The organism is Sporosarcina sp. E16_8 (genome assembly GCF_017347095.1).
GTDB lineage: Bacteria > Bacillota > Bacilli > Bacillales_A > Planococcaceae > Sporosarcina.
In genome coordinates this window covers 1-13,045 of sequence record NZ_JADPRZ010000007.1, presented here as the reverse complement: position 1 = coordinate 13,045, position 13,045 = coordinate 1, and the positions used below count along the sequence as shown (strand labels likewise).

The following is a 13,045-nucleotide window of genomic DNA, read 5'->3' as shown; positions in this document are numbered from 1 at the left end:
AGCGCAACTGTGGGTAACAGGCATTAATTGATTCATATACATGATGTGTATCTATTTGACGAGGACAGTGATGGTCGCCATTTAATCGGTTAACAATGTCCTCGCTTTTTCTTTGATTTCCTTAGTTATTCTTGAACTCGTTGAATTTATTACTTCCCTCAATACATCATTCTCCCACCCATTTCCAAAAATCTTTATAGCGCAAGAGATTCTTATCATTTGACCTGATAACGCAGTTGCATTCGGATTATTCTCAAGTAACTTCTTCGCCAGCGGCATTTTATCATCTTTCGTGAGCTTCTTCTTGCTTGAAGTCAATTCTTTATAATCCGTAAAGTACTCAACAAAATTAGTTTTCCCAATAGATTGAAGTGCCCTTTGTATTTCATTCAAGGTATCACTCCTCAGTTTTGTATCCCTACTTAAATCGTATCATAAAAAAGTGCAGTCTGATTTAGCAAATTCATCGCTAAAACGCCATCTATGGACATGGGCGTTCAAGTGCAGTTGCAACAATAAATCCGGACTACTTCCCACTATTCTTTCATAGCCATCCCCTTTCTTTTGCTAGCTGATATAATTTTGATAGTAACTAAACAAAGTAAGGACCAAATAAGGTACATTAACGTACCTTACTTGGTCCTTACTTTCGATTTTAGACTCCCTATTAGGCCCTTATTAAGGAAGCATACCAAATCCGAGGAATTCCCAGATTCATTCCTCCCCTTATAATTGTCATCGAACAAGTGTCAATGTCTATTGCTCATTCTTTATATCCCAAATCAGCCAGTGTAAATTCCGAATAGCTGCTCCCTATCCGATAAGCTGTAATTCGTTTTGTTCCCCCTGCCGGCTCGATTAACCCTTTCAGCACCCACTGCTTTGTCCACTTTCCGATGGTCCGTGTATGAACTTGAAAAAGCTGAGCTAACTCTAATGGTTTAACAGGTCGATTTGTTTCAATTATAAATCGCAATAATGTCGTTTCATTTGGTTCAAGTAAAGCTATCAATGCATGCTGCTCTAACGTTGAGAATTGTTTTGCTAGATTCGCAACCTTTTCATATGCCAAGGACATAACCTTAACAAAGTATTCAATCCAAGGTGCCATGTTCTCTGGCTTATGACGTCCGTCGTAATATAGAACCGGCAATCCCATCTGTAAATGACGGTAATAACCATCCAAATCATCCACATAATATTCTTCCAGGGATTGAAATCCTTTCATATCATAATCCGCTAGGGATAACATATACGTCGCCAATGCCCGCGCAGTCCTCCCATTACCATCCTCAAATGGATGGATTGTCAGTAATTGATATGCGGCAATGGCTGCTTTGATCGGGACTGGAAGATCTGTTTCTTGTTTAATCCATGTAGTAAAGTCATCCATGAGAACCGGTACATCCGAATACTCAGGAGGTATATATTCAGGCTGGCGGGTTTTATTATCAAATACCGCAAATAGAACTCCGGGTCCTGTCGCTACTCTGTATCTACTCTTCAAGGCCTTTCTCCCAGTTCCGTGTTGGTAAATGATTGCATGTAATCGTAGAATAAAATCTTCTGTTATAGGAGTTCCTTTTTTCTTCTCCCGAGATAAGAATGACAGTGCTTCCCAGTAATTCCGCACTTCATCTTCCGCCGCGATTCTATTCTTCTCCGGTTTTTGTTTAACTACCCTTGATACTTGTTCCAAATCCAGTAAATTCCCCTCAATGCGTGTCGAATAGTGTGTCATTTTCACTTTTGCCTTTTCAATCAAATCACGCTCGACTGTGGCAGGTAGGGGCATAAGGTCAACAACTGCCCTTGAATGTTCAATCAACATTAACTCTGAAACCATTGTATTTGTATATGTGAATTTCGGATTAAACACCTTGCTCACCTCAATAAGGATATTTTGTATACCTTAATAATACACCAAAGACTCCTTATTAACTCCCTATCCCCCACTAAGGACTCTCTATTTGTTCCCTATTTCTCATTTACGATCCACTATATGATCCTTATTAATAATTAAAGACTCCTTAATTAGCCACTACTCTTAGCACATCGAGACTTATTACCTCCACGTAGCAATAATCGTAAAAAAAGCCATTACCGAAATTTCAGCCGGCAATGGCTTTACATATGCATTACGTTTCAGAGAGTTCTCTTTGGACTTCCAATCGGAAATCTTCACTTCCAAGTAACTTCGATTCGAATGAATTCATGTTTTTTCTGATGAGCATTCCTTGCCAGAAGTTCAAGTCGTCTGTCAGAAGGACGATTTCGATTTTATCCCCATTGTGATTTTCTGCATACAATGCGTCGTTCAGTATGAATGCGGTCGATCCGCCCTTTGCGCCTAGGTGGACAAAGCGGTCATGATTGCTCTCGTTTAGCTGCATTGGCCATTCAAGTAAATCTCTTATGGTTTCAGCAGCTGTCGTCGGAAGTTGGTCGTTCGAAATTACCGTTAGTAACTTCCCGTAGTCGTTGGCGGATGCTCCTATTAAGCGATCTGACCATACTTTTTGTACGTCACTAGACGAATCAAATGTTACATCTTCAACTTTGATGGTTCCCTCTTTCATTTGTTTGCTCAGTTCTTCAGCTAATGTTCGATATTCTTCAATCGACATGTCTTCGAGCTTTTGGATTAATTGCTTCTCACTCATCGATTTACTTTTGATATGATCAGGAATTAAAAGAGCGCTGACAATCGGGTAGACGTCCTCATGCTGTGTTAGTTCGAGGGCTATTGCCCGCTCATTGATGGCAGATATTCCGAGCAGGTCGATTAGGTAGTCCGTGTTTGCGTTGGAGCTATAGGTGGCCATTCCTTTTGCGACATCATGCAATGTCACTTCGTTATTTTTGATTTTGTCTTTACTTTGCATCGCTTTTAACCACTCTTCATGAGCCCCACCATCCGAGTTTTTTAAGTAGTAGCGGTTTAAATCCGCAAGCGGTACGGAACTGTCTTTGTTCAGCTGACCTGTATCGATTTGCATGGCGTATTCGGCAGCAATCAATATCTTCACGGTACTTGCCAGCGGCCGTATTGCATCCGATTGATGGGTGATTAATTCCACACCATTTTCCGCTAGGTACAGGGATGTCGTTTGTGGATTGTCCTTAAGATGGTTTAAGACATACCCCGGATTATCCCTAAATATGGCGAAGCCCGCGATTCCAATGAGTAGAATAATTGATCCATAGATAATTAATCGCTTTTTCGTATACGTTTTTTTATCGAATACAATCATTGCAAAGAAACCGACTATCAATGCGAGTAAATAATTAACGTCGAACACTAACACGGCGATAATAATGCCGAGTACAATTGCTACCGTTACTATTGCTTTCCGTATTTCCTGTTTTGTTCTGTTCTCTTTTTTGGCTAATGGCAAGAGCGTAAGAATCACGATTCCCAACATTCCAATCCACGAAAGAGTATTCACACAACAACTCCCTTTCCAACAATTCCAGTTTTTCACATACGTTATGTGTGAGCGAATAGCTAACTTAATACTTTCTTTTTAATACCAATAGGATAATTGCTTGAATAATTAATAATCCTGTGATTAAAAACCAAATTGCCAATTTGTACGCATCGTAATCCAGGGCGCTAATGAACCGATTATACAATTCAAGGAAAAGCCACCCGAGAGGTAAAAGTGGAAATACTATACTGTATGATTTATTTGAAATACTTTTTCCACGTTCGTCTTTGTATTCTTCACCCCATTCAAATTTCAAAGAAATAAATAGTGCAATAAAGAAAATTACTACATAGACAAGATTAAGCACAGTGAATAAAATATCCATAATTTCTTACTCCTCCTCGACTTCATATTGAAATACTTCGTGTAAATCTACCCCAAACATCAGTGAGATATCATATGCTAATTTTAAAGACGGATTATACCTATTTTTTTCAAGAGAGATGATTGTCTGCCTGCTCACCCCCAATTTATCAGCCACTTCTTTTTGTGATAAACCTCTTTCAGCCCTTAGTACAACAATTCTGTTTCGTATCTTTCTTTCATTAGTTAAAGTCATTTCATCACCTCTTATAAACTGAGTGTAATATATTTCTTTCCTAAAGTAAAGTTTTTTTGACACATAGTCTGAAATACATTACTAATTCATCGTAATGGCTAAGGAAAAAGGAAATTGCCTAAAAAGTGGCGACGCTTCCATGTGCCCGTGTCGTGAAACAAACGGATGGACTATTGAAAGCGTCTGTAGATCCAGACACCTAAGAGATTTTAGGTTGCACGTTATTTTGTGCTGAATCCAGTGAATTGATTAATACAGTACGTGTTGCGATCGAAGCGAAATTGCCGTACACGTTTTTGCGAGATGAAATCTTCACGCATCCCTCAATGAGTGAGGCACTGAATGATTTGTCTTCAAAAGTGGTATAGCATTAAAAAAAAGAGAACAATCCATTTCGGATGGATTGTTCTTAAACACGTTTTTGATTGGCCCTGCAGGGTAATGGTATAATAGAAGACAAAATTACAGAGGTGGGTTTTGACAGGCTCGTTGAAAGTACTAATTTTGAATACTTCGTTGAAAAGTTCAGAGGAGGAATCGAATACAGTGGCTCTTGCGAAGAAGGTCCGCCAGATTTATGATAATGAAAATGTTGTATCAGAGGTCGGTAGATTGGCGAATTACGCGATGTCTTACGGAATGAGTCCCTATACGGGCGATGGTGATGAGTGGCCGCAGATATTTGAAAAGGTGAAAGAAGCGGATATCCTTATTATCCGGACACCGCTTTGGCTTGGGGGGAAAAGTAGTATTGCAACGCTTGCCTATGAAAGATTGCATGGTAGCAGTGCAGACACGAAGTCTTTCCACATACGCTTTAGATACCTATGTAAATTATCCAATTCAAAAAAAATAGCTAAATGGTGATTCCGTTATAATCCCTACTATTCAAAAACCCCACTTCACAGTGAGGTTTCCAAGCGTTTCTATTCCCTATTAACAGGCATCGAGCAACACCTAAAAGAACCACCCGATTTAATGATTTCCGAAAAGTCGACTTCGATGACTTCGAATCCGTGCGCACGTATTTGGGCATTTACTTGTTTATTTTGCGGTAAGCTGAACACTTTTTTGTCGCCAATTGATAAGACATTCGTACCCATTGTAAATTGTTCTTCTTCGGATACTTCGATGAGCTTGTAGGTTGCATTCAGCATGTCGACGATGCTTGGATCGAATGCCTTCGAGAAAATAAGTCCTACTTCGGGTGACAGGATGTTAAACACGCAGTCTAGATGCAGGTACTTTTCATCGAAAGGAACAAGAATAATCGTGTAATCTGGAAGATCGACATTTAATTTTTCAGCAGCTTCTATGGATGTACGGCTACTAATGCCGACGTACAATGTGCCACGGTCGACGATGACATCTCCGCCTTCCATACGATTCGTTGTGGTTTGAAATGCAATATCCTCATCGTCCAGCCACTCCTCAAGCGCCTCTTCTTCCCCTTTACGAATATTGCTTGCCATTTCTGCAACGAAAATATTGTCGCCGACGGTAAAGCCTATATCCCGCGTAAAAACTTGTTCTGGAAATTGTTTTGATGATGGTAGTTTAATTACTTCGACGCCATGTTTTTTAAGGAGTTCTTCAAACGCCTTATGTTGTTTCATTGCAAGGTCAACATTTATATTTTCATCTTCATATTCTTTCTGCACGTCGTTAATCACTTCTTCTATAGCCATAAATCTAGGCTGGCATAGGATTACACGGCGAAGCGTATCATACTCTGTATTGCATTTTGTAGTGTCTGTCTTTTCTATAGGGGAATTCATGCTTGATCCTCCAATTATTTTATTGTCTTCTTAACACTTCCCCATCATATGCTAGTTAAACATTTAAATGGTTTTATCCTTTGCCTAACGGGAATGGGACTATAGAGAGATTGAGTTAAATGGAGGAGAAACGATGATTCAGATAGATAAGGTTTTATTAACAAAAGAGGATTTTGTAGAACGTACTGATTTACCTGATTGGTTGTTGAAGGAATACCAAACGTTCCATGACACAGTGACAGATAAGACATTTCCTTGTTATTTCGGTATGGGAGGAGAGGTCAAGGGCGAATTGCGTTATGGGTATGTAACACAAAACGACTGGTCCAATTTGCCGGAAACGTTGAAGTCATTTTTGGCACTTTTCGACAATCCCGCTCATAAGCGGCATGGATTATTCGTTTTTGTTGAGCCATTTGAAACTGAAGGTTCTTTGGATGAGTACCGGAAGCAGTTCTGGGAGATATTGCAGTACCTGCATGGGGTGGATGAGGTCGAATGGCCAGCGGAAAGTCCACGTGATCCAGCGCATCACTTGTGGGATTTCCGTTTCCATGGCGAGCCAATTTTTGTTTTTGGCAATACACCTGCTTATAAGCAACGAAAAACCCGAAATTTAGGCAATGCGATGGTACTTGGTTTTCAGCCGCGCCGAATATTCGAGGGATTGAAAGGGACGGAAAAAGGCGGTGTCATGTCGCGGGAAAAAGTTCGTGAACGCGTGGAAGTCTGGGACCAGTTGCCGAAGCATCCAGATATTAGCCATTTCGGGGATCCAGAACATAATGAATGGAAACAGTTTTTTATTGGGGATGACGTGGAGCCGATTCAAGGGCAATGTCCATTTTCGCATAAAAAGAAGACGTGAAAATGTGTGCCCAATAAAGACAAAAAACCTCACAGAAGTGTGAGGTTTTTCATTACTCGCAATTATTTCCCAACTTAATGTCGATTTCCCGGGAAATAATTAAGTTATTTCCCAGCCATACCATAATATAAATTCATCACTTCTTCAGGCACCATACTACCGCCTGTTGCCCAGACAAGATGGGTAGTAGTTGCTAAATTAGCTTCCTTCATATTTTCACGGATAGCTTTTACTGGACCAGTCATCCCGGCAAGTGCGGACGGCTCGAGTCGAATACTCTCTGTGTCCGCGAGCAGTTTCAATAACTTGAACATCGTTTCGTCCGCAATCGTGTAACAGCCGGATAGTAACGGTTCCATTGTCTTGCCAACGAAACCAGATGCTGTACCAACTGCGAGTCCGTCCGCAATGGTTTTATTGTCGAGACCGAAGTCTTGAACTGAAATCTTATCGTGAAGGCCAGTCATCATACCGAGCATCATGCACGGGGAATGCGTCGGCTCCGCGAAGAAACAGCGGACTGCATCGCCGAATGCGAGCCTCAATCCAAATGCTACACCACCAGGGCCGCCACCGACACCGCATGGCAGGTAAACGAACAGCTGGTTGTCTTTGTCAACGATGGTGCCACGCGCTTTCAACTGCGCTGCAACACGTTCCCCTGCCACTGCATAGCCTAAAAATAAGTCGAGTGAGTTTTCATCATCAACAAAATGACATGAAGGATCCGCATCTGCTTGGCGACGCCCTTCTTCAACAGCTTTACTGTAGTCATCAGCGTATTCAACAACTGTGACGCCTTTTTCGCGCAGCATATCTTTTTTCCATTGTTTCGCATCTGCGGACATATGAACTGTAACGTCAAAACCGAGCTTGGCGCTTATGATGCCAATGCTTAGACCAAGGTTTCCTGTGGATCCGACAGCAATTTTATGCTTCGAGAATAAACTGTTAAATTCCGGCTCTGCGAATTTAGTGTAGTTGTCAGCTGTTGTTATCAATCCGTGCTCAATCGCCAGGGTTTCGGCATGTTTTAGGATTTCGTATATGCCACCGCGTGCTTTGATAGAACCTGAAATCGGCAGTGCGTTGTCTTCTTTCAGGAGAAGTTCACCTGGGATTGCTACTTTGTATTGATTGGCAAGCGCTTCTTTCATGTTTGGAATCGCGGTAATCGGTGATTCGATAATGCCGTTGGACACTTTTGTTTCCGGGAAGACACGCTCGATATATGGCGCGAAACGTTTCAGACGGTCTGATGCATCCTTGACGTTTTCTGCAGTCACTCCTGTTTTTTGAAGACCGGTCGTTGTTGACTCGATTAAAGGATTAAGCCAGAGTACTTCTTCATGCGCTATCATCTGTCCGATGAGCGGAAGCTTCTTTTTCCAGTCATTTACTTGTGTTGGTTCCATCATTATTTATCGCCCCATTTTTCGGAATTTTGTATGAATAGTGTAACATGCGAGGCGATTCACGAAGCTAATTTAGCACAAATTTCTCAATCAGCTCTCTCGTCAAATCAAATCGAGGAGTGGTTGTATCTCCGCCATCCGCGTCAACATTCATGACGACTGAAATAATACGTCGTCCCTCAAAGACGCCTGTACTAGCAAAGCAAGAGCCTGCTTGATCTGTATAGCCGGTTTTCAATCCGTCGATTCCAGCTAAGGCTTGAGGCATACCCTCCAGCATTAAATTGGTACTCCATAACATAGTTCCATTACCTGCTTTGAAGCTCGGCAGTTTTGTGTAGTCGAGCACTTCAGGATGCTTGGCAATTAGCTTTTGCGCAATAACTGACACATCACGTGCTGAGGCATGGTTGGTTTGCTCATACCCTTTGCCAATATAATCGCCGTCAAGTCCGCTTGCATTGAAGAATGTCGTCTTTTTCAGACCGAAACTTTGCGCCTGTTTATTCATCAAATCTACAAATGCGTCTTCCGTTCCGCTAACCATTTCTGCAAGCGCCATCGCCGCGTCATTTGCAGAGTTGACCGTCATTGCGGTGAACAGTTCTTGCAATGTATAGGAATGACCTGCTGTCATTCCTAGTTTGACGGCTGCTGATTGTCCTGTAATTTGGTGTAGCGCTTCACTTGGCTTGTATGTATCCCCCCATGACAAATTGCCGCTTTTGACGGCGTTTAGCACGATATATTGCGTCATCAGTTTGGACATACTAGCAATTGGTAACGGTTCTGCACTATTTTTTTCGTAAATTACTTTACCCGTATCAGCATCTATAAGAATGACTGCTTTTGCAGCAATGGTTAAATCTACTTTCTCGAAAGTTTTTTCTTTGTTTTTGATCACAACAGTAACGCTCAATATAATTATCACTAGTATAAAGATCAATTTCTTCATGTTTTCCACACCTTTGCAGTAATAAGAGTTCATTACTTTAATCATGAATGATAATAATGAAGAATTGCCTAGTACAAACATGAAGATTTTCTTAAGCTTTGGTATACAAGCTGTCTATAGAAACCGATTGATTAACCAAACAACAATTAGAATTGCCCCAAACGCCAACCAAATGCGTGCAAGCAGTTTCTCCCTTTTCTTCTTATCTTCCATATTTCTCGTTAGAAAACGCACAAAAAGTTCTACCGCAATTGCCAAGAAAATAATTACTATCCAACGCATGTTTAGTCCCCCTTTTCTACTGTAATCATGAATTTCGATTAGTAGTCCAATGCGCTAATTCTATCATTGATCGCAGGCATCTGCGCACAATTTGGAACGCACACACAACCCCCGTCCTTGCGGAATATGCTACTATATCAACTCAGTAATGGTGGTGCTTATAATGGAATTCACAATGAGTCCGCCTATCGATGATTGGTAATTTCGGTAGGGAAACATAATTTCAAGCACATTGTTCGCTTACTGGATATTCCAAGGTTGTGGCAATGAACCACAGCGGTTCGCGGAGGAGTTCCTACTGTCGACAGGCAATCAGTTCGACAGGTTTATTGCCGGCATACTTGCCTCCAATTAGTGAACAAGAAAAATAGATTTAACGTTCGTTTGGATAAAACACTAAAACTCCGCCAACTAGACTTGTTGGCGGAGTTTCTAGGGCTACTTTTTCTTATTAACAACCTTGGCTCTTTTATAACTTCGTCCGCACATTCCATAACTCTGGAAAGAACTGATGATCCAGCACTGACTTCAAATAATTCACACCAGACGAACCGCCCGTCCCCATTTTAAAACCGATAATCCGCTCAACGGTTTTCATATGACGGAAACGCCACTGCTGATGACTGTCTTCTATATCGACAAGCTTCTCCGCAAGCTGATATAAATTCCAGTGATCATCGACGTTGCGGTATACTTCCAGCCACGCATCCGCTACTGACGAATCCCCTATATATGTAACAGAGAAATCGCGTTCGAGCAGTTCCGGGTTTATCGCGAAGCCGGCACGCGAAAGCGCACGTATTGCCACGTCGTAAATCCCCGGTGCACGGAATGCCGCCTCTAAATCACTTGCAAGCTCGGGATCTTTCTCGTAAATCTTCAAAATATGCGGTTGCTTATACCCAAGCGCAAACTCAATTAGCCTGTTTTGGTAGGATTGGAAGCCTGATGCACGTCCTAAACTGTCCCGGAATTCCATATATTCAGCAGGCGTCAATGTCGACAACACATCCCACGCTTGGATAATCTGCGTCTGCGTTTTTGACACGCGTGCCAGCATTTTGAATGCTTCCGGCAGTTCATCTTTTTCTATTAAGTCGATTGCTGTATTGAGTTCATGCAAAATGAGTTTCATCCACAACTCACTTACTTGATGGATGACGATGAACAGCATCTCATCATGATGGCCGGACAAGCGCTGCTGGCTCGATAGCAATTTATCGAGATTCAAATACTCGCTGTAGGTCATATTATCTTTGAAATCCGTGTGAATCCCTTTTTCAGTCATTACTGGTATGCTCCTCTTCAATTGATCGCAATACAGCACGAACTGGACTGCCGTCGCCGTCTTTTAGCGGAAGCGGCAATGCAATTAATTCATAATCACCCGGTTCCACTTCGCTAAGGACAATATTTTCTAAAATCAGTACGCCGTTGTCATTGAGTGAATGGTGGGCACTGACTGTTTTGCTCGTTTCCGGGTCAACAGATGGCGCATCAATGCCAATGAGTCGAACCCCTCTTTCTTTCAATAAAGGACCGATATCCCCGCGCAAATACGTAAAGGTTTCCGGAAATACATTTGGATCAGGACGGCTACCCGTTTTCAATAAAATCCGTTCTGCCCCACCGAAATCGATGTCCTCCAGATCAGCCCTTCCAATACTCTCTTTTCCTGAAACATCGAGTACACGCGCCAGTCCAATGTATAAATCGATGGGTAAATCAAGCACTTTTAAGCCATTGTCATCAAAGTGAAACGGTGCGTCGATATGCGTTCCCATATGCGTACTCGTCGACAACTTTCCAATATTGACCGAACCTGTCTCAGCTTTAGTGTATGCAACTTCATATGAAAATGGTGTGTCGCCCGGCCATTCAGCGATGTTATTTTGAAGCGGTTGTGAAATATCGATCCATTTCCTCGTCATGCGACAACACCTCGTTTATTCTCAAATTTTTCGTAGCGATTTTCATCCATGATGAGTTTTAGTTTCTGCACCACATGCCAGACGTCTTCGAATGAATTATATAACGCAACCGGAGCAAGTCGAACACCGTTTGGCGCACGAAAGTCAGGGATGACACCAGCCTCTTTCAACGCTTTACAAATGCGCGCCGCCTCAACATGTTCAAGCAAGATATGGCCCCCACGTGATTCGTCGACTGGATTACCAATTGTGAAGCCGTGCTCAGACAGTTCCTGTTGAATTAACGCCAACATATAATCCGTCAGCTGAAGTGACTTTCCGCGGACTTTTTTTAGGCCTACTTCTTCAAACAATTCAAGCGCACCGATGACCGGCGCTAAACTGAGTACATGAGGTGTTCCGATTTGATAGGCAGCGACGTCCATTGCTGGATCCAATGTATGATCCATATCGAATTGCGATTCTTTTTTCGAACCGAACCATCCTGCCAAACCAGGCGAAGTACCGAAATGCTTGTCATGGACGAACAGTCCTGCGACGGAGCCCGGTCCTCCGTTCAAATGCTTATATGTACACCAAAAAGCGAAGTCAGCGCCCCAATCATGCAATGAATGTTCAACCGCGCCAATCGAATGACATAAATCAAAGCCGATCGGGATGACTTTGTCATTTGCCGCTTTCGTAAGTTTCTCCATATCGAGTATTTGTCCACTTCTGTATAAAACGGCTGGCAAAACGATGAGCGCAATGTCATCTGTCATCGCTTCGATGATATCGTCTTCATTTAAAAATCGACCATCCATGCTTTTTACTTGGACAAGATGGTCGTCAGGATTAAAGCCTTTCAGTGCTAGCTGGCTTTTTAGTGCATAAATGTCCGAAGGGAAATTGAGTTCATCAGCAAGAATCTTTGTTTTAGTCCCTGATGGTTTGTAGAATGTCGCGGCAAGCTGATGAAGGTTCGTCGTTGTCGAGCCCGTTGCAATGACCTCATTTTTTGTTCCCCCCACAAGTGGCGCCATTTTTTCTCCGACCGACTCCGATAGGTAAAACCACGGACTATCTCCTTCTATCCAGCCGTCGATGCCTAATGTCTTCCATGATTCGAGTAAATTGTGTAACGTGCGCTCCGCTCTTTTTGACAGTAATCCGAGTGAATTACCATCCATATAGATGGTGTTTTCGAGTAGATAAAACTCGTCTTTGTATTTCGCTAGGCTGTCTTTTTCGTCGAGTTTTCTTGCGTAATCGATGCCAAACATGTTCGATTCCCCCTTATGTGAACTTTCCGTCTTTAGAAAAAGTGTACCATATTCGGGTTGCGCTCGTAACGGGGTTTATTGCTGGAATGAGGGGTGAATTATGATTGGGTTGGAGAGGGATGTGCTCGGTTCTTCTGTTTTATGCTCGGTTGCCAGTGGGATATGCTCGGTGCTTCTGTTTTATGCTCGGTCGCCAGTGGGATATGCTCGGTGCTTCTGTTTTATGATCGGTCGCCAGTGGGATATGATCGGTGCTTCTGTTTTATGATCGGTCGCCAGTGGGATATGATCGGTTCTTCTGTTTTATGCTCGGTCGCCAGTGGGATATGATCGGTGCTTCTGTTTTATGCTCGGTTGCCAGTGGGATATGCTCGGTTCTTCTGTTTTATGCTCGGTTGCCAGTGGGATATGCTCGGTGCTTCTGTTTTATGCTCGGTTGCCAGTGGGATGTGCTCGGTTCTTCTGTTTTATGCTCGGTTGCCAGTGGGATATGCTCGGTATGTA

The 13,045-nt window shown here is 42.5% G+C and carries 15 protein-coding genes; 3 read left to right on the top strand and 12 right to left on the bottom strand.

Annotated elements, in window-relative coordinates; all coding sequences use genetic code 11:
- Positions 1-81 precede the first annotated feature (81 nt).
- The 5 genes from I2484_RS07695 to I2484_RS07675 form a co-directional block, all read right to left on the bottom strand.
- Positions 82-393, bottom strand: a complete 312-nt coding sequence (locus tag I2484_RS07695; protein ID WP_207150466.1) for a hypothetical protein — start codon at positions 391-393, stop codon at positions 82-84.
- 370 nt (positions 394-763) lie between these two features.
- Positions 764-1,879 carry a Fic family protein gene (locus I2484_RS07690; RefSeq protein ID WP_207150465.1) on the bottom strand — a complete coding sequence of 372 codons (1,116 nt, stop codon included), beginning with the start codon at positions 1,877-1,879 and terminating at the stop codon, positions 764-766.
- Between the two features lie 259 nt (positions 1,880-2,138).
- The gene (locus I2484_RS07685; protein WP_207150464.1) at positions 2,139-3,449 is read right to left on the bottom strand and encodes a serine hydrolase; all 1,311 of its coding nucleotides are present in this window, start codon (positions 3,447-3,449) and stop codon (positions 2,139-2,141) included.
- A 64-nt stretch (positions 3,450-3,513) separates the two neighbouring features.
- Positions 3,514-3,816, bottom strand: coding sequence for a hypothetical protein (locus tag I2484_RS07680; protein ID WP_207150463.1), 303 nt, complete (start codon positions 3,814-3,816; stop codon positions 3,514-3,516).
- A gap of 6 nt (positions 3,817-3,822) precedes the next feature.
- Complete coding sequence (locus tag I2484_RS07675) at positions 3,823-4,050, bottom strand: helix-turn-helix transcriptional regulator (RefSeq protein WP_207150462.1); 228 nt, start codon at positions 4,048-4,050, stop codon at positions 3,823-3,825.
- 206 nt (positions 4,051-4,256) lie between these two features.
- Between I2484_RS07675 and I2484_RS07670 the strand changes: the two genes are divergently transcribed.
- Positions 4,257-4,418 carry a hypothetical protein gene (locus tag I2484_RS07670; protein WP_346014167.1) on the top strand — a complete coding sequence of 54 codons (162 nt, stop codon included), beginning with the start codon at positions 4,257-4,259 and terminating at the stop codon, positions 4,416-4,418.
- A 121-nt stretch (positions 4,419-4,539) separates the two neighbouring features.
- The gene (locus tag I2484_RS07665) at positions 4,540-4,917 is read left to right on the top strand and encodes a flavodoxin family protein (protein WP_255551215.1); all 378 of its coding nucleotides are present in this window, start codon (positions 4,540-4,542) and stop codon (positions 4,915-4,917) included.
- 59 nt (positions 4,918-4,976) lie between these two features.
- On the opposite strand, the gene I2484_RS07660 is transcribed toward I2484_RS07665, so the two are convergent.
- Complete coding sequence (locus I2484_RS07660) at positions 4,977-5,828, bottom strand: dimethylarginine dimethylaminohydrolase family protein (RefSeq protein WP_207150460.1); 852 nt, start codon at positions 5,826-5,828, stop codon at positions 4,977-4,979.
- A gap of 133 nt (positions 5,829-5,961) precedes the next feature.
- On the opposite strand from I2484_RS07660, the gene I2484_RS07655 reads away from it, so the two are divergent.
- On the top strand, positions 5,962-6,696 hold the full coding sequence (locus I2484_RS07655) for a YqcI/YcgG family protein (RefSeq protein ID WP_207150459.1): 735 nt from the start codon (positions 5,962-5,964) through the stop codon (positions 6,694-6,696).
- Positions 6,697-6,800: 104 nt separating this feature from the next.
- Here I2484_RS07655 and I2484_RS07650 read toward each other — a convergent pair whose 3' ends face one another.
- The 6 genes from I2484_RS07650 to kynU form a co-directional block, all read right to left on the bottom strand.
- Positions 6,801-8,111 carry a D-serine ammonia-lyase gene (locus tag I2484_RS07650; RefSeq protein WP_481886390.1) on the bottom strand — a complete coding sequence of 437 codons (1,311 nt, stop codon included), beginning with the start codon at positions 8,109-8,111 and terminating at the stop codon, positions 6,801-6,803.
- 67 nt (positions 8,112-8,178) lie between these two features.
- Positions 8,179-9,066 (bottom strand): D-alanyl-D-alanine carboxypeptidase family protein, encoded by an 888-nt coding sequence (locus tag I2484_RS07645; RefSeq protein ID WP_207150457.1) that lies wholly within the window; start codon positions 9,064-9,066, stop codon positions 8,179-8,181.
- A 114-nt stretch (positions 9,067-9,180) separates the two neighbouring features.
- The gene (locus I2484_RS07640; RefSeq protein WP_207150456.1) at positions 9,181-9,348 is read right to left on the bottom strand and encodes a hypothetical protein; all 168 of its coding nucleotides are present in this window, start codon (positions 9,346-9,348) and stop codon (positions 9,181-9,183) included.
- A gap of 469 nt (positions 9,349-9,817) precedes the next feature.
- Positions 9,818-10,657, bottom strand: coding sequence for a tryptophan 2,3-dioxygenase (gene kynA / locus I2484_RS07635; RefSeq protein WP_207150455.1), 840 nt, complete (start codon positions 10,655-10,657; stop codon positions 9,818-9,820).
- Positions 10,629-11,279 (bottom strand): arylformamidase, encoded by a 651-nt coding sequence (gene kynB, locus I2484_RS07630; RefSeq protein ID WP_207150454.1) that lies wholly within the window; start codon positions 11,277-11,279, stop codon positions 10,629-10,631. Before kynB ends, kynA begins: the two co-directional genes overlap by 29 nt.
- The gene (gene kynU, locus I2484_RS07625; RefSeq protein ID WP_207150453.1) at positions 11,276-12,541 is read right to left on the bottom strand and encodes a kynureninase; all 1,266 of its coding nucleotides are present in this window, start codon (positions 12,539-12,541) and stop codon (positions 11,276-11,278) included. The genes kynB and kynU overlap by 4 nt, the downstream gene beginning before the upstream one ends.
- Positions 12,542-13,045: the final 504 nt, after the last annotated feature.

Bases quoted from the DNA above. Each gene is read 5' to 3' on its own strand.
- I2484_RS07680 (WP_207150463.1), bottom strand. From the start codon at position 3,816: ATGGATATTTTATTCACTGTGCTTAATCTTGTCTATGTAGTAATTTTC.
- I2484_RS07675 (WP_207150462.1), bottom strand. From the start codon at position 4,050: ATGACTTTAACTAATGAAAGAAAGATACGAAACAGAATTGTTGTACTA.
- I2484_RS07660 (WP_207150460.1), bottom strand. From the start codon at position 5,828: ATGAATTCCCCTATAGAAAAGACAGACACTACAAAATGCAATACAGAG.
- I2484_RS07655 (WP_207150459.1), top strand. From the start codon at position 5,962: ATGATTCAGATAGATAAGGTTTTATTAACAAAAGAGGATTTTGTAGAA.
- I2484_RS07650 (WP_481886390.1), bottom strand. From the start codon at position 8,111: ATGGAACCAACACAAGTAAATGACTGGAAAAAGAAGCTTCCGCTCATC.
- I2484_RS07645 (WP_207150457.1), bottom strand. From the start codon at position 9,066: ATGAAGAAATTGATCTTTATACTAGTGATAATTATATTGAGCGTTACT.
- I2484_RS07640 (WP_207150456.1), bottom strand. From the start codon at position 9,348: ATGCGTTGGATAGTAATTATTTTCTTGGCAATTGCGGTAGAACTTTTT.
- kynB (WP_207150454.1), bottom strand. From the start codon at position 11,279: ATGACGAGGAAATGGATCGATATTTCACAACCGCTTCAAAATAACATC.
- kynU (WP_207150453.1), bottom strand. From the start codon at position 12,541: ATGTTTGGCATCGATTACGCAAGAAAACTCGACGAAAAAGACAGCCTA.